The organism is Arthrobacter sp. B3I9, assembly GCF_030816935.1.
In the GTDB taxonomy this organism is placed as follows: domain Bacteria; phylum Actinomycetota; class Actinomycetes; order Actinomycetales; family Micrococcaceae; genus Arthrobacter.
In genome coordinates this window covers 4,049,677-4,069,024 of the sequence record NZ_JAUSYO010000001.1, presented here as the reverse complement: position 1 = coordinate 4,069,024, position 19,348 = coordinate 4,049,677, and the positions used below count along the sequence as shown (strand labels likewise).

Annotated in this window: 14 protein-coding genes; 10 read left to right on the top strand and 4 right to left on the bottom strand. The window is 67.3% G+C overall.

Features of this window, described 5'->3' with window-relative positions; genetic code table 11:
* Window positions 1–17 precede the first annotated feature (17 nt).
* On the bottom strand, window positions 18–1,460 hold the full coding sequence (locus QFZ65_RS18795) for an NCS2 family permease (protein ID WP_306912350.1): 1,443 nt from the start codon (window positions 1,458–1,460) through the stop codon (window positions 18–20).
* 111 nt (window positions 1,461–1,571) lie between these two features.
* On the opposite strand from QFZ65_RS18795, the gene QFZ65_RS18790 reads away from it, so the two are divergent.
* Window positions 1,572–2,195, top strand: coding sequence for a copper resistance CopC family protein (locus QFZ65_RS18790; protein ID WP_306912348.1), 624 nt, complete (start codon window positions 1,572–1,574; stop codon window positions 2,193–2,195).
* Between the two features lie 32 nt (window positions 2,196–2,227).
* On the opposite strand, the gene QFZ65_RS18785 is transcribed toward QFZ65_RS18790, so the two are convergent.
* Complete coding sequence (locus tag QFZ65_RS18785) at window positions 2,228–2,866, bottom strand: NAD(P)-binding protein (protein WP_306912346.1); 639 nt, start codon at window positions 2,864–2,866, stop codon at window positions 2,228–2,230.
* A gap of 503 nt (window positions 2,867–3,369) precedes the next feature.
* Between QFZ65_RS18785 and QFZ65_RS18780 the strand changes: the two genes are divergently transcribed.
* The 6 genes from QFZ65_RS18780 (at window position 3,370) to QFZ65_RS18755 (ending at window position 13,934) form a co-directional block, all read left to right on the top strand.
* Window positions 3,370–4,401: a universal stress protein gene (locus QFZ65_RS18780; RefSeq protein WP_306912344.1), complete on the top strand. Its 1,032-nt coding sequence runs from the start codon at window positions 3,370–3,372 to the stop codon at window positions 4,399–4,401.
* Between the two features lie 167 nt (window positions 4,402–4,568).
* Window positions 4,569–7,223 carry a PEP/pyruvate-binding domain-containing protein gene (locus QFZ65_RS18775; protein WP_306912640.1) on the top strand — a complete coding sequence of 885 codons (2,655 nt, stop codon included), beginning with the start codon at window positions 4,569–4,571 and terminating at the stop codon, window positions 7,221–7,223.
* Window positions 7,224–7,264: 41 nt separating this feature from the next.
* A complete protein-coding gene (locus tag QFZ65_RS18770) occupies window positions 7,265–8,074 on the top strand; it encodes an IclR family transcriptional regulator (RefSeq protein ID WP_306912343.1) in 810 nt (269 codons plus the stop codon).
* Between the two features lie 391 nt (window positions 8,075–8,465).
* Window positions 8,466–10,406, top strand: a complete 1,941-nt coding sequence (locus QFZ65_RS18765; protein WP_306912342.1) for a BCCT family transporter — start codon at window positions 8,466–8,468, stop codon at window positions 10,404–10,406.
* A gap of 9 nt (window positions 10,407–10,415) precedes the next feature.
* A complete protein-coding gene (purU, locus tag QFZ65_RS18760; RefSeq protein WP_306912340.1) occupies window positions 10,416–11,390 on the top strand; it encodes a formyltetrahydrofolate deformylase in 975 nt (324 codons plus the stop codon).
* Window positions 11,391–11,426: 36 nt separating this feature from the next.
* Complete coding sequence (locus tag QFZ65_RS18755; RefSeq protein WP_306912338.1) at window positions 11,427–13,934, top strand: FAD-dependent oxidoreductase; 2,508 nt, start codon at window positions 11,427–11,429, stop codon at window positions 13,932–13,934.
* A 162-nt stretch (window positions 13,935–14,096) separates the two neighbouring features.
* On the opposite strand, the gene QFZ65_RS18750 is transcribed toward QFZ65_RS18755, so the two are convergent.
* Together QFZ65_RS18750 and QFZ65_RS18745 are read right to left on the bottom strand one after the other, a co-directional pair.
* A complete protein-coding gene (locus tag QFZ65_RS18750; protein ID WP_306912335.1) occupies window positions 14,097–14,717 on the bottom strand; it encodes an MBL fold metallo-hydrolase in 621 nt (206 codons plus the stop codon).
* Entirely contained in the window at window positions 14,717–15,802 is a 1,086-nt protein-coding gene (locus tag QFZ65_RS18745; RefSeq protein ID WP_306912333.1) for an S-(hydroxymethyl)mycothiol dehydrogenase, read from the bottom strand. The genes QFZ65_RS18750 and QFZ65_RS18745 overlap by 1 nt, the downstream gene beginning before the upstream one ends.
* Window positions 15,803–16,144: 342 nt before the next feature.
* Between QFZ65_RS18745 and QFZ65_RS18740 the strand changes: the two genes are divergently transcribed.
* The 3 genes from QFZ65_RS18740 (at window position 16,145) to QFZ65_RS18730 (ending at window position 19,284) form a co-directional block, all read left to right on the top strand.
* On the top strand, window positions 16,145–16,906 hold the full coding sequence (locus QFZ65_RS18740; RefSeq protein WP_306912331.1) for a hypothetical protein: 762 nt from the start codon (window positions 16,145–16,147) through the stop codon (window positions 16,904–16,906).
* A 191-nt stretch (window positions 16,907–17,097) separates the two neighbouring features.
* The gene (locus QFZ65_RS18735) at window positions 17,098–18,201 is read left to right on the top strand and encodes a hypothetical protein (RefSeq protein WP_306912329.1); all 1,104 of its coding nucleotides are present in this window, start codon (window positions 17,098–17,100) and stop codon (window positions 18,199–18,201) included.
* Between the two features lie 42 nt (window positions 18,202–18,243).
* Window positions 18,244–19,284 (top strand): ABC transporter ATP-binding protein, encoded by a 1,041-nt coding sequence (locus tag QFZ65_RS18730; RefSeq protein ID WP_306912328.1) that lies wholly within the window; start codon window positions 18,244–18,246, stop codon window positions 19,282–19,284.
* The last annotated feature ends 64 nt before the right edge of the window (window positions 19,285–19,348 follow it).

Sequence of the window (19,348 nt, the reverse complement as noted above, 5' to 3'; positions counted from 1 at the left end):
AGGGACGCGGTAGGCGCCTAGTGGATTCCGAGCGCCGTTTCGATCGTGCCGATGGAGAAGAACAGCAGGAACGCCGCCGCCACGGCCCACATCAGCGGGTGCACCTCGCGGGCGCGGCCCTGGAAGGTGCGGATCAGGACGAAGGCGATGAAGCCGGCGCCCAGGCCGTTGGCGATCGAGTACGTGAACGGCATCAGGGTGAAGGTCAGGAACGCCGGAATCGCGATGCCCCAGTCCTGCCAGTCGATCTTGCCGACCTGGGCGACCATCATGAAGCCGACGACGACGAGGGCCGGGGCGACGGCCTCGAACGGCACAAGGTTGATCAGCGGTGTGAAGAACATGGCCACGAGGAACAGCAGGCCGGTGACGATCGAGGCCAGCCCGGTGCGGGCGCCTTCGCCGATGCCCGCGCCCGATTCGACGTAGATCTGGTTGGAGGACACGGACGATCCGCCGCCCAGGATGGCGCCCAGCGCATCCACCTGCAGCACGCGGTCAACGTTCGGGATGTTGCCGTCCTTGTCGATGGTGCCTGCCTCGGTGGCCAGGCCCACCATGGTGCCCATGGCGTCAAAGAAGATGCTCAGCAGGATCACAAAGGCCAGCAGCGTCGCCGCGACAAAGCCCAGGTGCTCAAACGCGCCGAAGGGGTTGGCCTTGCCGATCAGGGACAAATCCGGGGCAGCCCATTCCGAGAACTTCGGGGCCACCAGGGACCAGCCCTGCGGGTTGAAGTTCTTGCCGTCAAAGCTCGGGCCGATGTGCAGGGTGAATTCCAGGAGCACGGACAGGACGGTTGAGGTGACGATGCCGATAAGGATGGCACCCTTGACCTTGCGGACCACGAGCGCGATGGTCAGGATCAGCCCGAAGACAAACACGAAGGTCGGCCAGCCCAAGAGCTTGCCGTCGAAGCCCAGGCCCACGGGAACGGTGGTGCCGGCGACGTCGGGGATACGGCGCACGAAGCCCGCGTTGACGAGTCCGATCAGGGCGATGAAGAGGCCGATGCCCACCACGATCGCGGTCTTCAGCCCTTCCGGAACGGCCTTGAACACGGCGGTCCGGAATCCGGTGAGGACGAGGATCAGCATGGTGACGCCGGAAAGCATCACCAGGCCCATCATGTCCGGCCAGGTCAGGCCGGGGTTCGTGGCCACCGTGACGGCAACGAAGGCGTTGACGCCCAATCCGGTGGCCATTGCGAAGGGGTGCTTGGCCCAGGCCCCCATGAGGATGGTGAGGATGCCGGCGACCAGGGCGGTGACGGCGGCGACCGCGGGGAAACCAAGGCTTGCCCCGGAGGAATCGGGGCCGGAGAGGATGAGCGGGTTGAGCACGACGATGTAGCTCATGGCGAAGAACGTAGCGAAACCTCCACGGATCTCCCGCGAGAAGTTCGACCCCCGCTCGGAAATCTTGAAATACCGGTCGAGTGCAGAGCCCTGCTTGAGCATTGGTCCTCCGGGAAGATAAGGGTGGTTACTTGCATCCTATTCGGCGCCGACCTGCCCACCCGGCGATTTCACCTAGTCTGTAAGCAAGCCAACACTAGGAGGAATCAGCCCATGCGCCTGATCCGACAGCTTCTGACCGGCGTGCTCGCGGCCATGACCCTCGTTTCGGTCCTGTTCGGGGCCGCGGTTCCGGCGTCGGCCCACGACGTCGCGGAATCGACCAGCCCCGCCTCAGGGGCCACAGTGGCGACACCGCCGGAGAAGGTGTCGATCACGTTCAACCGGAACCCCCTGAGCCTGGGGTCGCAAATCCTGGTCAGCGATGCCGCGGGAAACAGCTGGGCCGACGGCAACGTGGAGATTGTGGACAACGTCGCCTCGCAGAGGCTCCGGCAGGGCGCCCCCGCCGGGGTTTTCACCGTGTCGTGGCGCATAGTCAGCTCGGATTCCCATCCCATCGAGGGCACCTTCACCTTCACCGCTACGGCAGGAGCGCCGGGTTCGACGGCGGCCTCCGCGGCCCCCGCGGTTCCTACGCTCACCACCCCGGAGCCGGGCGTCACGGCGACGCCGGCGCCCGTGCCGAACGCCGCCGAGCCTTTCCCGTGGAGCTTGGTGATCTTCGTCGGAACGGCGGTGGGGATCCTGGTCGCCTTGGCGTTGATGGCCAAGCGGCGGCTCACCGTGGAGGACGGCCCGGCCGCCCAAAGCAGTGAGGATTCGCCGCCGGTGTGATCAGGTGTAGGCCTGATCAGGCGTGGGCCTGATCAGGCGTGGGCCGCGAGGGCGAAGCCGCCGGACAGTGCGGCCGGGAAGCCGCCGGGATGTACTTTGGCGGAAATCGCGTTGCCGACCACCTTGGCCTGGCGCAGGACTTCCTTCGGCGTGGGAGTGATGAGCTCGCCCACACCCACCAGATACATGCCGAGTGCGTGCATGGCGGCCATCAGGTTCTGCCCGGCCGCGACGCCGAGCTCTGACAGCATGCGCCGCAGCTGGCTGTGGGCACACCGGGTCAACACCAGATGGTCCGCCAGAAGCACGCCACCCGGCGTGCGGACGGCCCAATGTTGGGCGGGGGAGCCGGCGTCGCCGGCATCAAGGTGGTCCAGCTGCAGGGCCCGGAGGTTGCTGCGGATATCCAGTTTGTGGTTGGTGGCGTAATTCCTCAGGTGCCGCAGGATTTCGTTGCGTTCCCTGAGCGTTGCTGCATCGGCGGCGTCGCAGCGCTGGAGCGAGGACCTGTTAGCGGGATGGCCCGCGCCCAGCAGGTCCAGGCCGTCCACGACGATGCAGCTGACCCCGCGGCGCCGCAGCTCGCTGGCAACCGCCAGTCCCGAAAGGCCGGTGCCGATGATGACCGCGGTGGTCTGCTCGACAGCCCCGTCTACAGGCGCGTCCGACACTGCAGGGTCCTTTCTCGAATGGTGCCCGGGGCGGCAATACATATCGCTGTCCGTTGACCGGTCCGGGCGCCGGCTCCCCGGGGGAGCTGCGTTCTGAAACTCGAGTCTCGGTTCAGCGATGCCTCGTAGACTACCCAAGATTCCCTGCCGTGGATAGAGCCCGACGAACAATCCTCCGGGGCTAGCGACGGCCCCGCGCTGACCCTGCGCCAACCCCGTCCTGGCCGCTTTCCGACGGCGGCGGTGGCCCTGGAAACGGCCGTCCGGCGCCCTTCCCCGAGGGGCGTTAACTCTGTGTAAAACCTTGGCCGTTGGCGTCCTTGGAAGCACCTTGGGGCATGCTTGCCAGTTCTCGCTTAACCGAGAATAGTTGGGAAAAACAGGGCTGTTGCCTGCAGCATCTGGACCGCGACGCCGGTGAACGGCTGCCGCGGACGGTGCTCGGTCATACCTCTGGCAGAATAGCGGCAACATCAGGCAAGAATCGCGAGGAGGCGGACCCCATGGGCCGAGAACAGGTTCATCCGGATCCGGCAGGGGAAGCGCGGAACAGCCCGGCTCCCCAGGGAATCGTGGTCGGCGTGGACGGTTCGGACCACAGCCAGTGCGCCTTGGTGTGGGCTGCCCGTGAGGCCGAACGCCGCCAGCGGCCGCTGCACATCGTGACTGCTTACTCCGTCCCGATCTTCGCGGCCTCAGGACTGGACGGCGGTTACGCCACGGTGGACGACTCGGTGATCCGGGAGGGTGCCGAGGCCATCCTGAAGCAAGCGATGGACAAGGTGGCCGGCTACAACATCGACGTCGATGCCTCCGTGGAGAACGGTGATGCGTCAGGGGTGCTCCTGGACATGAGCGAGACAGCCGAGCTGCTGGTCTTTGGCACGCGCGGCCGCGGTGGCTTCGTCGGCCGGCTGCTCGGTTCCGTCAGCAGCGCTCTGCCGGCACACGCGAAGTGCCCAACGGTCACCATCCCGCTGATCTGCGCCGACCGCCTGGGGGAAACGACGGACGACAGGCATGTCCTGGCTGAACGGGCGAAGTCCGGGCACGTGCCGGTCGAGAACGTCGTGGTCGTGGGGGTCGACGGCTCGGATCAGGCCCGGGTGGCTGTGCTGGAGGCGGCGGCCCAGGCCGAGCGGTTCTCGGCACCGCTCCGGCTGGTCTGCGCGGTCCCGCAGTACAACGGATCGCTCGCCTGGGTGCCCGCCCCGATGGACCGGGATGCCCTCTTCGCCGACATCAAGGTACAGCTCGACGCCGGCGTGGCCTGGCTTAAGAGCCATTTCCCCCGCCTGACGGTGGAGACACAGCTCGTCGACGGCTCCCCGGTCGACATCCTCGTGGACGCCAGCCGGCACGTCGAACTCGTGGTGGTCGGAACCCGAGGCCGCGGCGGCTTCACAGGGATGCTGCTCGGCTCGACGTCGGACGGCATCCTGCACCACGCCAAAGGCCCGGTCATGGTGGTCCCGGACCGGGATGATCCGCGGCTCGCGGACCGGGCAGCCTTCGGCCCCCTCCTCGGTGACTGACCATCCCTAATCCTCGTACCGAAGGGGGCAGGCCAGTGGAGGAGCTGCGAAGCGTGGATTCGCCCGGCCGCGAGCCTCCGCACGAGCCCAAGCCCGAACCCGAGCCCGAGCGGCAGCCGTCGCCGCAACAGTGGTTCGTCCTCGGGCTGGAGCTGGTCAGCGAGGACATGCTGGCCGACGTCGGCGGAAAGGCAGCCAACCTCGGGGAATTGTTCCGCGCCGGACTGCCGGTGCCGGCCGGGTTCTGCGTGACAATGGACGCCTACCGGGCAGCGATGGCTCCGGCGGGCCTCGAGCAGGTCCACCGCGGACTCTCTGCGGCCTCCCCCGAAGACCTCCCGGAACTGGCCAAACTGGCCGCCACCGCCCGTGGCCTGGCCATCGGCGCTCCTGTCCCCGCGGAGATCGCCGAGGCCGTCACGGATTCCTACGCCGCCCTCGGACCGGATGTCCCGGTGGCAGTAAGGTCCTCCGCGACGGCGGAGGACCTGCCGTTCGCCAGCTTCGCCGGACAGCAGGACACGTTCCTCAACGTGGTCGGCGCCGAAGCCGTGCTCGACGCGGTCCGCCGGTGCTGGGCCTCGCTGTGGACGGACCGGGCGGTGAGCTACCGCGCCACCCATGAAATCAGCCCGGCAACAGTGACGTTGGCCGTCGTCATCCAGCAGATGGTTGACGCCGCCGTCGCCGGAGTGCTTTTCACCGCGAACCCTGTGACCGGGAGGCGCCACGAAGCGGTCATCGATGCCAGCCCCGGCCTCGGTGAGGCCGTCGTGTCCGGGGCCGTCAACCCGGACCACTTCGTCGTCGACGGCGCTACCCGCGAAGTCCTCGAGCGCAGAATCGGGAGCAAGACGGTCGCGATCCGGCCATTGCGCGGCGGGGGGACCACCCGGATCGAGCAGGCGGAGGCCGTGTCCGCACCCTGCCTGACGGACAGCCAGCTCGGCGCACTGGAAATGCTCGGCCGCCGCGCGGAAGTCCACTTCGGCTCACCTCAGGACCTCGAATGGGCCATCGACCAGGACGGTGTTGCCTGGCTGACCCAGTCCCGTCCCATCACCACGCTCTACCCGCTCCCTGACAAGCGCCTGCATGCGGACGGCCCCCGCGTCTACCTGTGTTTCAGCCTGGCGCAAGGCCTCACCCGCCCCTTGACGCCGATGGGGCTGGCGGGCTTCCGGCGGATTGCCTCCTCCGTGGCGCAGGCGGCACGGTTTGAGGTTCCGGAACCGTCCGCCGGCCCTTCCCCCTACGCCCAGGCCGGGCAGCGGATCTTCTTCGACCTGACGGCCGTGGCCCGCAGCTCCACGGGCCGTGCGATAGTCCCGCGGGTTTTCGACGTGATGGAGGCGCGTTCCGCGGCGGTGCTGCGCCGGCTCTTCGAGGATCCCAGGTTCTCCGTCACCCTCAAGTCGCCCTGGCCGGTCCTGAAGCACATCCTTCCGGTCGCCGCGCGCGGCCGGGTCCCGGAATCCCTGCTCCGTGCTTTGGTCTCTCCGGAGGCGGCGTTGCGCCACGTCGAACGGTTCGGCGAACGGTTCAGGGCAGCCCTCCAGGTGCCGGCGGACGCCACGCCCCTGCAGCGCCTGGACCATGCCGAGCGCATCCTGGGCCGGGAACTGTTCCCGGTGGTCCCGAACATCCTTCCCCTGCCCGCGCTCGGCTTCGCCCTGCTGGCCGCCGCCGGCAAACTGCTCGGCACCCGCGCCGAACCGGGTCAGCTCCAGGCCGTCCTGCGGGGGCTGCCCAACAACGTGACCACAGAGATGGACCTGGCTCTTTGGCACCTTGCCGCCACAATCCGGGCCGATGCCGGTTCCGCCGCCGTCTTCTCGGACACTGCCGTCCCCGAACTGGCCCGCCGCTACCGCGGACGGGAGCTTCCCGCCGTCGTGCAGTCCGGGCTGGCCGGGTTCCTGGAACAGTACGGGCACCGGGCCGTGGCCGAAATCGACCTCGGGATGCCCCGCTGGTCCGATGACCCCTCCCACATCCTTGGCGTCCTGGCGAACTATCTCCGGCTGGACGATCCCGCGCTGGCCCCGGACCGGCAGTTCAGCAAGGCCGCGCTCGAGGCGGAAGAGCAGGCGGAGAGGCTCGCGGCCGCCGCCGCGGAACAGAGCCGGCTGCGCGGGGCACTGGTCCGCGCCGCCCTCAAACGGACCCGCCTGTTCGCCGGGCTTCGCGAGCTGCCGAAGTACCGCATTGTGGAGGCGCTGGCGGCGGTGCGCGCGCAGCTCGCCCTGGTCGGGGCGGAGCTGGCGGCGCTGGGCCGCATCCGGACAGCGGATGACGTCTTCTTCCTGGATCTCGCCGAGGCCCGGGCAGGGCTCGGCGGGCAGGATTTGCACGCCGCCGTGGAGCAGCGCCGGAATGCCTACCAGGAGGAGCTGGGCCGGCGGCACATTCCCCGGGTGCTGTTGTCGGACGGCACCGAGCCCGAGGCGCTGCCGGCCCGCGGCGGCGCAGGCACCTGGGCGGAGGCCAGCCCGGGCGTTCTAACAGGGGCTCCGGCATCGGCGGGCACCGTCACCGCCCGGGCCAGGGTGATCCTGGACCCCGAGGGGGCGCGCCTGGACCCGGGCGAAATCCTCGTGGCGCCGTCCACCGACCCGGGCTGGACGCCGCTGTTCCTCACTGCCGGTGGCCTGGTGATGGAGATGGGCGGGCCGAACTCGCACGGGGCAGTTGTTGCCCGCGAGTACGGAATCCCCGCGGTGGTGGGCGTCCCGGACGCCACCTCCCGGATCCACACCGGGCAGAGCATCACCGTCGACGGCGCCGCGGGCACCGTCGAGCCGGGCACGCACGCTCCGTAGTACTGATTTCTCCAGGCGGAAGCTACTTGAGAGTATTAGTCATGGCTTTGAACAACGACCGCGAACCCGATGCCGATGCCGAGGCGGGCCAGCACGGCGGCGTCCAGTCCGTAGACCGGGCCCTCGCGGTCCTAGAGATCCTGGCCCGGGACGGCCACGCCGGCGTAAGTGACATCGCCGAGGAGATGGGCATCCATAAGTCCACGGTTTCCCGGCTGCTGGGTTCGTTGGTGAGCCGCGAAATGGTCCACCAGAACAGCGAGCGCGGAAAGTACCAGCTGGGCTTTGGCATCCTGCGCCTGGCCAGTTCCATCCCCGGGCGGCTCAGCCTGGTCCGGGAGGCCCGGCCCGTTCTGGAGGCCCTCGCGGAGGAATTCAAGGAAACGGTGAACCTCGCCGTCCTGCGCTCCAACTTCGCCGTCAACGTGGACCAGGCGATGGGCCCATCGACACTGGCCACCTACGACTGGGTAGGCAGCCTCACACCGCTTCACGCCACGTCCAGCGGAAAGGTCCTGTTGGCGGCGCTGTCAGCGGACGATCGGGACAGGATCCTGAAAGAGACCGGGCTGCCGGCGAGGACCCCCCGGACCATTACCAGCCGGGGGAAGCTGGAGAACGAGCTGCTGGACGTCGCACGGGACGGCTATGGCGTCACGCTCGAGGAATTTGAAATCGGGATCAATTCCATGTCTGTGCCGGTCTACAGCCATCTTGGAGCGGTGATCGGGGCAGTGAGTATTTCCGGTCCGGCTTTCCGCTTTGACCCCGAGAAGGAGCCGGGGCTCGTGGAGGGCCTCAAAGAGGCGGGACTTCAGATCAGCGCCAAGATGGGCTACACCCGGCGCTGACACGTTCCTGCCCCCTCCACCGACGGCGGAGTGCCGGCGGCGAGGCCCAGCCGCACCTCTCCTGGCCGCGGCACGTCGCCAACCCTCTCCTGGGTTGATGGTGAGTGCGTCGTAACGGCGGTCCTGGCCGTCCTCGATTCCCGCAGTAGCTAGCGTCTGCATCCGACGCCTTCTTTCAACTGCTTACTTCGCAACAACTAGCGCTATGTGCAACAGCGTGACCGACCCCACCCCCGCTGTCAAAGGCCGTCGCAACAGGAGGCAGAGGCCGCGTTATAGAAGAGAAAAGCCTTGACAAGGATTGTGAGCTACCGCACTCTGTTGCTTATCGCGAGTGCAGTTGTTCAGGACGGAACGTCGGCTCGCTGCCCCCAGACCAAAGGACTTGCTCATGGCTTTAAACAGTGAAACCCGTGCGGACGATGACCTCCTGGTGGAAGACGACCTCCTTCCCGCGTCCACCGGCCCCGAGGCGGAGGCAGCAGACACCGAACAGATCATGCAGGAGCTCCGCCAGACCCGGGCCGAGCAGGCCGTGGCCGAGCGGCGGAACCGTAAGCTCACCCTCGATAAGGCCACCTTCGGCATTACCGGCGCTGTTGCCCTGGCGTTCGTGGCATGGGGCTTCCTCGGGCGGGACAGCCTGGCCACCACGTCCACCCTCGCCCTCGGCTGGGTCATGGAGTACACCGGCTGGCTCTTTATGGTCCTGGCCTCGTTGTTTGTTGTTTTCATCCTGTGGCTGGCCCTTGGCAAGTGGGGAAATATCCCGCTCGGCAAGGACGGTGAAAAGCCCGAGTACAAGACGGTCTCATGGATCGCCATGATGTTTGCCGCCGGCATGGGCATCGGCTTGATGTTCTACGGCGTGGCCGAGCCGCTTTACCACTACATCTCCCCTCCGCCCGGAACGGTGGACGGAAGGACGCCCGCTGCCATTCAAACTGCCATGGCCACCTCCATCTTTCACTGGACCCTGCACCCTTGGGCCATGTACGCCGTCGTCGGTATTGCAATGGCCTATGGAACGTACCGCCTGGGCCGCCGGCAACTGATCTCCGCCGCCTTCACCTCACTGTTCGGACTCCGGACCGTGGAAGGACCCGTGGGGAAGTTCATCAACATACTGGCAATCTTCGCCACGCTTTTCGGCACCGCAGCATCACTGGGACTGGGCGCCCTCCAAATCGGCAGCGGACTGACGTCGAACGGCTGGATCGATGAAGTCGGCACACCCGTCCTCGTTGCGATCGTCGCCATCCTGACGGCCTGTTTCGTTGCATCGGCGGTGTCAGGCATCAGCCGCGGCATCCAGTGGCTGTCCAACATCAACATGGTCCTGGCCGTGGTGCTTGCACTCATCGTCTTCATCGCCGGGCCAACCCTGTTCATTCTCAACCTCATCCCCGCTGCAGTGGGAGACTACGCCAGGGACCTTGCCGAAATGTCCTCCCGCACCGAAGCCGTCGGCGACGAGGCATTGCGCACCTGGATGTCCGGCTGGACCATCTTCTACTGGGCGTGGTGGGTATCCTGGACGCCCTTCGTCGGCATGTTCATTGCCCGGATCAGCCGCGGCCGGACCATCCGCCAGTTCGTCACCGGCGTCCTGCTGGTCCCCAGCATTGTCAGCGTCATCTGGTTCGGAATCTTTGGCGGCACCGCCTTCCACATCCAGCAGGAAGCGGACAAGTCGAACGCTCCCGGGCTGGTGTCCATGGCCAACGGGACGCCGTCCATCGACTTCGATGGCGCTCTGTTCGACCTCGTGAAGAACATGTCCATGCCTGGCTGGCTCACCACGGCGGTCATCGTCCTGGCCATGGTCCTGGTGGCCATCTTCTTCATCACCGGCGCAGATTCGGCGTCGATCATCATGGCCTCCCTGAGTTCCAACGGGTCCTCCGACCCGAAACGCGGCCTGGTGATCTTCTGGGGAGTCCTCACCGGCGCGGTGGCGGCGGTGATGCTGCTCGCCGGCGGCGACGAGCCGTCGGAAGCACTGTCCGGGCTCCAGCGCATCACCATTGTGGCGGCCCTGCCGTTCGTGCTGGTCATGCTGCTGCTGTGCTTCGCCCTCGTCAAGGACCTTCGGCGGGACCCGCTGTCCCTGCGGCGGCGGTTGGCGGACTCAGTGGTGGAACGTGCCATCCGCGACGGTGTAGACCAGCACGGTGGAGCCCAGTTCGACCTCGTGACCAAGCATGAATGCGGAGAACGCTGCCAGGACGGCGTCCGCTGCCCCGGCGTCGACAACCCCGGCAGCAAAGATGCGTCCAGCAGCACTGATCTCAGCGGCACCGACGTCCTCAAGCCGACGCCCACACTTTAGGAGCAACCCTTGACCATCCTTATTGACAGCCTCCCCCCCGGGAGCACCGAGGCCAGTGCCACCGCAGCAACCGGTGCCGCGTCGGCAGAATCCACCACCCGCCGGGCCGGATTCGTCCTCACCCTGTCCTGCCCCGAGCAACCCGGCATCGTCCGTGCGGTGACGGCTTTCCTCGCAGACCGCGGCTTCGACATCGTGGAGCACCAGCAGTTCGACGACCACGTCAGCGGGAAGCTCTTCCTGCGCACCGCCTTCACCGGAGGCGGCTCCGAGGGGCTCAACCCCCGGGAGGGCGAACTCGACCAGCAGGACGCGGAAAGTCTTACGGCAGCCTTTGCCCCCGTCGCCGGCGAGTTCGGCATGGACTTCACCATCAACGACGGCAGGCCGCAACGGCTGCTGGTGATGGTCTCGAAGTTCGGGCACTGCCTCAACGACCTCATATTCCGGTCGCAGGCAGGAAGCCTCGGTGCGGAGATCGCCGTCGTGGTTTCCAACCATCAGGACCTGCGGCCTATGGCCGAGGCCGCCGGACTGCCCTTCATCCATGTTCCCGTGACGGCCGCCACCAAGCCCGAGGCCGAGGCCCGCCTGCTGGAACTGGTGGCCGAGTACAACGCGGACCTGGTGGTCCTGGCCCGCTACATGCAGGTGCTGTCCAACGACCTCTGCACCAGCCTCCGCGGGCGGGCCATCAACATCCACCACTCCTTCCTGCCCGGCTTCAAGGGCGCCAAGCCGTACCACCAGGCCTACGACCGCGGCGTGAAGCTCGTCGGGGCCACCGCGCACTACGTGACGCCGGACCTCGACGAGGGGCCCATCATCGAGCAGGAGGTGTTCCGTGTGGACCACAGCCTGGACCCGGAGGCCCTGGTGACCGTGGGCCGGGACGCCGAAACCCAGGCACTTGCCCGGGCCGTGAGATGGCACTGCCAGCACCGAGTCCTGCTCAACAACACCCGCACTGTCGTATTCCGCTAACGCGAACGCCCGCCAAGCACAACAGGAGAAACACTTATGAGCGCATCACCACGCGTTGTCATCATCGGTGCCGGCATCGTCGGCACCAACCTTGCCGATGAACTCGCCAGCCGCGGCTGGACCAACATCACGGTGGTGGAACAGGGGCCCCTGGAACTGGCAGGCGGCTCCACCTCGCACGCCCCCGGCCTGGTCTTCCAGACCAACCCGTCCAAGACCATGACCGAGTTTGCCAGCTACACCGTGGACAAGCTGCTCTCACTCAGCGCCGACGGCATCTCCTGCTTCAACCAGGTGGGCGGGCTCGAGCTGGCCACCACCGAGGCGCGTCTTGAGGACCTCAAGCGCAAGCTCGGCTACGCCACCTCCTGGGGCGTCGAAGGCCGGATCATCGACGCCGACGAGTGCGAGAAGCACTACCCGCTGCTGAACAAGGGCGCCTTGGCCGACGGACGCCGCATCTTGGGCGGCCTGTACGTCCCCTCCGACGGCCTGGCCGCCGCGGCGCGTGCCGTTCAGCTCCTCATCAGCAAGACCCGCGCGGCAGGGGTGACGTACCTGGGCTCCACCGCCGTCACCGGCATCGAGCACTCGGGCGGCAAGGTCACGGGCGTGGAAACGGCTGACGGGGTGGTCCCGGCAGACATCGTCGTGTCCTGCGCCGGGTTCTGGGGCCGTGAACTGGGACGGCTGGCAGGCCTGAGCGTGCCTCTGCTGCCGCTGGCACACCAGTACGCAAAGACCACCCCGCTGGATGTGCTCCGCGGCGTCAACGAGCTGCCCAACGGGGCCAGCAAGCCCATTCTGCGCTACCAGGACCGGGACCTGTACTTCCGCGAGCACGGCGACCGGATCGGCATCGGCAGCTACGCACACAAGCCCATGCCCGCCGACATGGGCAACCTGCCGCGCGTCGCGGCCGATGAGATGTCCGACCACCACATGCCGTCCCGCCTGGACTTCACGCTGGAGGATTTTGCCCCGGTGTGGGAGGACTGCCAGGACCTGCTCCCGGCCCTGCACTCGGCCCGGATCGATGACGGCTTCAACGGCATCTTCTCCTTCACTCCGGACGGCGGCCCGCTGATGGGCGAGGCGCCCGACGTGGAAGGCCTGTTCGTGGCCGAGGCAGTGTGGGTTACGCACTCGGCAGGCGTCGCCAAGGCAATGGCCGAGCTCCTGATCGAGGGCCAGTCCCGCACCGACCTGCACGGCTGCGAGCTCACCCGCTTCGAAAAGGTGCAGACATCCGACGCGTACGTCAGCGAGACATCCCAGCAGAACTTCGTGGAAATCTACGACGTCCTGCACCCGCTGCAGCCCAAGGAGTCCCCGCGGGACCTGCGCGTCAGCCCGTTCAACGTCCGGCAGAAGGAACTGGGGGCGTTCTTCCTGGAGTCCGCTGCCTGGGAGCGCCCGCACTGGTTTGAGGCCAACCGCGGCCTGCTGGAGGAGCTTCCGGCAGAGTGGCAGGCGCCCGAGCGGGATGAGTGGTCCGCCATGTTCTCTTCCCCCATCTCCGCCGCCGAAGCGTGGAAGACGCGTACCGCCGTCGCGCTTTTCGACATGACGCCGCTGAAGCGGCTGTCGGTGGTCGGCCCCGGTGCGCAGGCGTTGCTGCACCGGCTCAGCACGGGCAACATCGCCAAGAAGCCGGGTGCCGTGACGTACTGCCTGCTGCTGGAGCACGACGGCGGCATCCGCAGTGACGTGACCGTCGCACGGCTGGCCGAGGAAGAGTTCCAGCTCGGCGTGAACAGCAACGTGGACTTCGACTACCTCCGGGTGGAGGCCCGGAAGCAGTCCGCGGCCGATCCGGCCCAGTGGGTGCACGTTTCCGATATCACCGGCAGCACCTGCTGCATCGGGCTCTGGGGGCCGCTGGCCCGAGAAGTGATCGGCAAGGTCAGTTCTGATGATCTGACCAACGACGGCCTGAAGTACTTCCGGACCAAGGAAATCTCGGTGGGCGGCATCCCGGTCACCGCCATGCGGCTCTCCTACGTGGGCGAACTCGGTTGGGAGCTCTACACCACCGCCGAGTACGGGCTGAAGCTGTGGGATCTGCTGTTTGAGGCGGGCCAGGAACACGGCATCATCGCCGCCGGCCGCGGCGCGTTCAACAGCATGCGGCTGGAAAAGGGGTACCGGCTGTGGGGCACGGACATGACGTCGGAGCACCACCCCTACGAGTCCGGCCTGGGCTTCTCCGTGGCCAAGGACAAGACGGGGTTTGTGGGGGCCGAAGCCCTTGCGGCGCGCAAGGAGCAGCCGGCCACGCGGGCTCTGCGGTGCCTGACAGTCGACGACGGCACGTCCCTGGTGCTGGGCAAGGAACCTGTCTACGTGAACGGCTCGGCTGCCGGGTACGTTACGAGCGCCGCCTACGGCTACTCGGTCCGCAAACCGATCGCGTATGCCTGGCTGCCGGCTTCGGTTTCCGAGGGGGACTCCGTGGAGGTGGAGTACTTCGGCAAGCGCATCGCCGCGACCGTCACGGCCGAACCGCTCTTCGACCCGGGCATGGAGCGCCTCCGGGGCTGACCTTCTTCACCGAGATGGCACTTACCGGCAGTCCCGGCGTCGGGGATTGCCGTTAAGTGCCAACTCGCGCGGAAACCAGCTCACCGCGACCGTCCTGACGCGAGAAAAGGCGCACCAGGGATCCTGGTGCGCCCTTGCTGGACGCTTCTGTTACTGGCGTGGCTACTGCGGAACCTGCGCCAGCGTTTCCCGCTCCGCGGCAATGGTGGTGTTGTCGCCGTGGCCGGTGCGGACCACGGTTTCCGGTGGCAGCGTGAGCAGCCGTTCCCGGATGGAGGCCAGGATGGTGGGGTAGTCGCTGTAAGAGCGCCCGGTGGCACCCGGACCGCCGTTAAACAGGGTGTCCCCGGTGAAGACCGTTCCTTCGCCTTCCAGGTAAAAGCACGTCGAGCCGGGGGAGTGGCCGGGCGTGTGGATGGCACGGAGGGTTGCTCCGCCCACCTGGAAAACGTCGCCGTCGGCGTGCTGCCGGTCCGGTTCCGTATCCGGGTACACCTGCTTCCAGAGAACCAGGTCCTCGGGGTTCAGGAAGATCGGGGCACCCACCGCGGCAGCGACTTCACGTGCTGCGCCGATGTGGTCGTTGTGCGCGTGCGTGAGCAGGATGGCCAGGACCTTGCGGCCCTGCACCTGGGCGATGATGGCGTCGGCGTCATGCGGGGAATCGATGATGACGCACTCATCGTCATCGCCCACGATCCAGACGTTGTTGTCCACGGCCCAGGTGCCGCCGTCGAGCGAAAACGTGCCCGAGGTGACCAGGTTCTCGATCCGTACCGCCATCAGAGCTCCACCACCGAACGGAGGACCTTGCCCTCGTGCATCTTGGCGAAGGCTTCCTCCACCTGGTCGATGGTGATGCGTTCGGTCACGAAGGCGTCCAGGTCCAGGTTGCCCTGTTTGTAGTGCTCCACGAGCATGGGGAAATCGCGGGAGGGCAGGCAGTCGCCGTACCAGGAGGACTTCAGGGAACCGCCCCGGCCGAAGACGTCCAGCAGGGGAAGCTCAAGCTTCATGTCCGGTGCCGGGACGCCCACCAGGACCACGCGGCCGGCCAGGTCGCGGGCATAGAAGGCCTGCTTGTACGTTTCGGGACGGCCGACGGCGTCGATCACCACGTCAGCGCCGTTGCCGTTGGTGAGGGCGCGGATGGCCTCGATGGGGTCTTCCTTGCTGGAGTCCACGCCGTGGGTGGCGCCGAGGGACTTGGCCATCTCCACCTTGTTGGCGTCGATGTCGACGGCGATGATGGTGGTTGCGCCGGCCAGCTTCGCGCCCGTGACGGCTGCGATGCCAACGCCGCCGCAGCCGATGACCGCCACGGACTCGCCGCGCTGGATCCCGCCGGTGTTGATGGCGGCGCCGATGCCGGCCATCACACCGCAACCGAGCAGGCCGACCGCGGCAGCGTCAGCCTCGGGGTCCACCTTGGTGCACTGGCCGGCCGCCACCAGCGTCTTCTCCGCGAAGGCGCCGATGCCCAGGGCAGGCGAGAGTTCGGTGCCGTCCTCGAGGGTCATCTTCTGGGTAGCGTTGGCAGTGTTGAAGCAGTACTGCGGCTGGCCCTTGGCGCAGGCACGGCACTGGCCACAGACGGCCCGCCAGTTGAGGATGACCCGGTCGCCTGGGGCGACTTCCGTGACGCCGGGGCCGACGGCGCTGACAACACCGGTGGCCTCGTGGCCCAGAAGGATGGGGAATTCGTCGGTGATGCCGCCCTGCTTGTAATGCAGGTCCGTGTGGCAGACCCCGCAAGTAAGGATGTCCACCAGGGCCTCGCCTGGACCGGGGTCCGGGACCAGAATGGTCTCCACTGACACCGGGGCGTTCTTTTCCTTGGCAATCACTGCCTTGACCTTGTGAACCATCAGCTGGTGTTCCTTCCTAAGTACGGGAATGTGGGTCGGGGCATGGGCCGACAACGGCCAGAGTCCCTAGTTTTCATGCGTCTAGTTCTCATGCGTCGATCGATGCCCTGAGCCGGCCGATAGTAATGCCGCGTTTATTGCGTATTACACAACATGGTGCACATAGCGCGTACTCGAAATATGTCGGGCGCTGTCGAGGAGTGTCAATAGAACAGCAATGTGCTACGTCATTGCGACCGCCCCCATGCCGATGGCCATTGCTCATCCGTGCACCCAGGCAGCGTTCGTGGTTACAGGGCACCCGGGCGGCTCCCCAGGCGTCCTGGTCGCTACAGTTGGGCCATGAGTGAAGAGCAGGACCCGGGCGCCGGGAACCCGGCCGGCGCCCGGCAGGTTCCGCCCGCGCCGGCCGACGCATGGCAGGTTCCGCCCGCGCCCGCTCCGCACGCTCCGCCGGTGGTCGACGACCCCTGGCTCCCGGGCTGGCTTGTGCGGCGTCCGCTGACGGCAGGCTGGATCTGGACCGCATTCTGGAGTGCGCTGATCATCGCCGACGAATTCCTCGACCTTGCCGGCTGGTCCTGGTATGTCCTGGTGGGAATGGCCGCGCTTCCCACCCTGCTGGCAAGCCTGGCCCTGCTGCATGCCACGCCAAGGCGCTTCCTGAAGTCCCGCAGGGAATCTGTGCTGGCGCACTTCTTTGTCCGCTTCCTGGCCCTGACGGCGGCGTTCCTCGTCTGGGGCCTCTCGGTGGTAATGAGTGCCTCGATCTCCACAACCATCCAGTCGCTCGTCGGCGCCTCGGAGCGGGAGGTCACCTCGTTGGGCTTCAATCTGCTCCTGGCCTCCACCCCCCTCGTGGTGTCCGTGCTGTGGCTGGCTTTCATCATCCGGTGTGCGTGGTTCCTCCGCCGGCTGCGTGGCTGGGCGCAGGATCCGGCCGGGGCCCGCGTGCCGAAAAAGTTCCTGCGCACGCGGCCGCGGCTGCGGCGGGTGGTGCTCGGGCTCGCCCACCCCGGACTGTTGCTCGTCGCCGGGCTCGGAACTTCGGTCCTGGCGCTCCTGTTGGGCGCGGTCGAGCTGACGCTCTCCGTGTTGGAGTAGTAACCGCGGGCTGCACTAACGCCGGCTGCACTCAGTACTGCATTATCTCCGTGCGGCAGCTCGCGGGCCGCTACGGCAGTGTCCCGCTCCGGGGGTGATGCCCGGCATATCCGGGCGTACTGTTGGACTATGAGCTGCAACGTTGGAGCGCGGTCCCTGTGACGCGCAACTGGCTACGCTGGATTCCCGCCGTGGCTGTCCCCGCCGTAGTAGCGGGCGGTGTCCTGGTGGGCTCGCTGCCCGCGAGCGCCGGTGATCCTTTGCCGGCCAAGACGCCGCAGCAGGTGCTGGCGATGATCGCCCAGCACCAGGAGAAGTCCCTCTCCGGGACGCTGGAGCAGACGTCGGAGCTCGGTTTGCCGCAGCCGCCGAAGGCCGGCCCGGAGGCTGGTTCCCCGGACACCGCGTTCTTGGAGCTGCTGTCCGGACCCCACACGGCGCGGGTGTACCTCGACGGGCCGGAGAAGGCCCGCATCCAAGTGATGGACCGGCTGGCTGAGCGCAATGCCATCAAGCGCGGAAGTGACCTCTGGTTCTACAACTCCAAGGACAACTCGGCCGCCCATGCCCAGCTGCCTGCCCGTGCCGCCGAGCACCAGCATAACAGGCCCGGCATGATGCGGACCCCGGAGGAACTGGCCGACACCCTGCTGGCGAAAGTCGGTGAAACGTCGGACGTGTCGGTGGGTGCCGATGTTAAGGTCGCGGGGCGGGCAGCGTACAACCTCGTGCTCGCGCCCAAGTCCGCGGTGACGCTGATGGGGTCTTTGGCGATCTCGGTTGACGGCGAAAGCGGGCTGCCGCTCGGCGTCGAGCTGAAGGCGCGGGGTCACGCCGAACCCGCCTTCCGCGTTGCGTTCACTAGCCTTTCGCTTGATGCCCCGGACCCCTCCGTCTTCGAGTTCAGCCCGCCGCCCGGCGCTACGGTCAGGGAGATCCCCCTTCCGGAGCACCGCGCCGAAGGCTCCCTGCCGCCGGCGTCGGAAGACCCGTCGAAAGACCTTGGGCCGAAGAGCGAGCGCCACTCCGTTACCGGCACGGGCTGGGAGTCCGTGGTCGAGCTACCCGCCAGTGCCTGGCAGCCGGGCTCGACGTCGGCCGGCCCGCCGTCGGAGGACAACGGACTCGAATCAGGATCTGGTGCGGGTGCCCTGCTTGAGCAGGCGGCCGTCGCCGTTCCGGGCGGCAAGCTCCTGTCCACTGCGCTCGTGAACGTCCTGATTCTCGACGACGGACGCATTTTCGCCGGTTCCGTGCCTCTGGAACGGCTTCAGTCCGCCGCCGCAAAGGGCTGACCGCTCGGTGGGGGCGAGCGGTGACAGCAGAGTGGGTTCCCTGTGACTGCCGTCGCGCCTGATGCTGAACTGAGTATCGAGACCCGCGGTCTGAGCAAGCGCTTCGGTCACCAGTTGGCCGTGGACGGCGTCGACCTTTCCGTCCCGAAAGGCTCGGTCTTTGGTTTCCTGGGACCCAACGGTTCGGGCAAAACCACCACAATCCGGATGATGCTGGGCCTCGCCGCAGCCACCGGCGGCTCTGTGCGCCTGCTGGGAGAGGAGATGCCCCAACACCTGCACGAGGTGCTGCCGCGCGTGGGTGCCCTCGTTGAAGGGCCGGCGTTCTATCCGTTCCTGTCCGGCACGGCCAATCTGCAACGCTTCGACGCCGCGGACCCGTACGGGGCCGCAGCCACACGGAACGCCCGGGTGCGGTCAGCGCTGGAGCGGGTGGGCCTGGGCCATGCGGCGGACAAGAAGGTCCGGGCGTACTCCCTCGGCATGAAGCAGCGGCTCGGCATCGCCAACGCACTGCTGGCGCCGCGCGAGCTGCTGGTCCTGGACGAGCCCACCAACGGCCTCGACCCGCAAGGTACCCGGGAGGTCCGGAACCTGGTGCGCTCGCTGGCGGCGGACGGCGCCACGGTGTTCGTCTCGAGTCATCTGCTCGCGGAAGTGGAACAGATCTGCACGCACGCGGCCATCATGAGTGCTGGCCGGCTGGTTGCCCAGGGGACACTTCCGGAACTCCGCCAGGCCGGGCAGGCGCGGATCCGGGTGCTGACCCCCGATGCTGGGACGGCGGTACAGGTCCTGGCGGGTCTCGGCTTCACCGTCAACGGCGACGGCGGCCGCCACGCCCGGGTGGCATCCGTGTCCGGCGTGGGCCCGGGAAGCACCGGGAACGGCTCCACACCGGAGGGCGCCGTTCTCTTCGCGCCCCTGCCGGCTGCTGGATCCGACGCCGGCGTGCAACCCGAGGCCGTGGTGGCCGCGCTGGTGGCAGCAGGTGTCCGGGTCCGCGGTTTCGCGACCGAACAGGCCAGCCTTGAAGAACGGTTTGTGGCCTTGACAGGGGAGGGCTTCGACGTTGTCCAGTGAATCCCGCGACGCCGAGGGCCCTGCCGGCGGGTCCTCCACGCAGGTTCCGGTCCGGCGCCATCCC

What these genes read in the sequence shown, in the direction of transcription:
- QFZ65_RS18795 (WP_306912350.1), bottom strand. Translation starts at nt 1,460, where the DNA reads ATGCTCAAGCAGGGCTCTGCACTCGACCGGTATTTCAAGATTTCCGAG.
- QFZ65_RS18790 (WP_306912348.1), top strand. Translation starts at nt 1,572, where the DNA reads ATGCGCCTGATCCGACAGCTTCTGACCGGCGTGCTCGCGGCCATGACC.
- QFZ65_RS18780 (WP_306912344.1), top strand. Translation starts at nt 3,370, where the DNA reads ATGGGCCGAGAACAGGTTCATCCGGATCCGGCAGGGGAAGCGCGGAAC.
- QFZ65_RS18775 (WP_306912640.1), top strand. Translation starts at nt 4,569, where the DNA reads ATGCTGGCCGACGTCGGCGGAAAGGCAGCCAACCTCGGGGAATTGTTC.
- QFZ65_RS18770 (WP_306912343.1), top strand. Translation starts at nt 7,265, where the DNA reads ATGGCTTTGAACAACGACCGCGAACCCGATGCCGATGCCGAGGCGGGC.
- QFZ65_RS18765 (WP_306912342.1), top strand. Translation starts at nt 8,466, where the DNA reads ATGGCTTTAAACAGTGAAACCCGTGCGGACGATGACCTCCTGGTGGAA.
- QFZ65_RS18755 (WP_306912338.1), top strand. Translation starts at nt 11,427, where the DNA reads ATGAGCGCATCACCACGCGTTGTCATCATCGGTGCCGGCATCGTCGGC.
- QFZ65_RS18750 (WP_306912335.1), bottom strand. Translation starts at nt 14,717, where the DNA reads ATGGCGGTACGGATCGAGAACCTGGTCACCTCGGGCACGTTTTCGCTC.
- QFZ65_RS18745 (WP_306912333.1), bottom strand. Translation starts at nt 15,802, where the DNA reads ATGGTTCACAAGGTCAAGGCAGTGATTGCCAAGGAAAAGAACGCCCCG.
- QFZ65_RS18740 (WP_306912331.1), top strand. Translation starts at nt 16,145, where the DNA reads ATGAGTGAAGAGCAGGACCCGGGCGCCGGGAACCCGGCCGGCGCCCGG.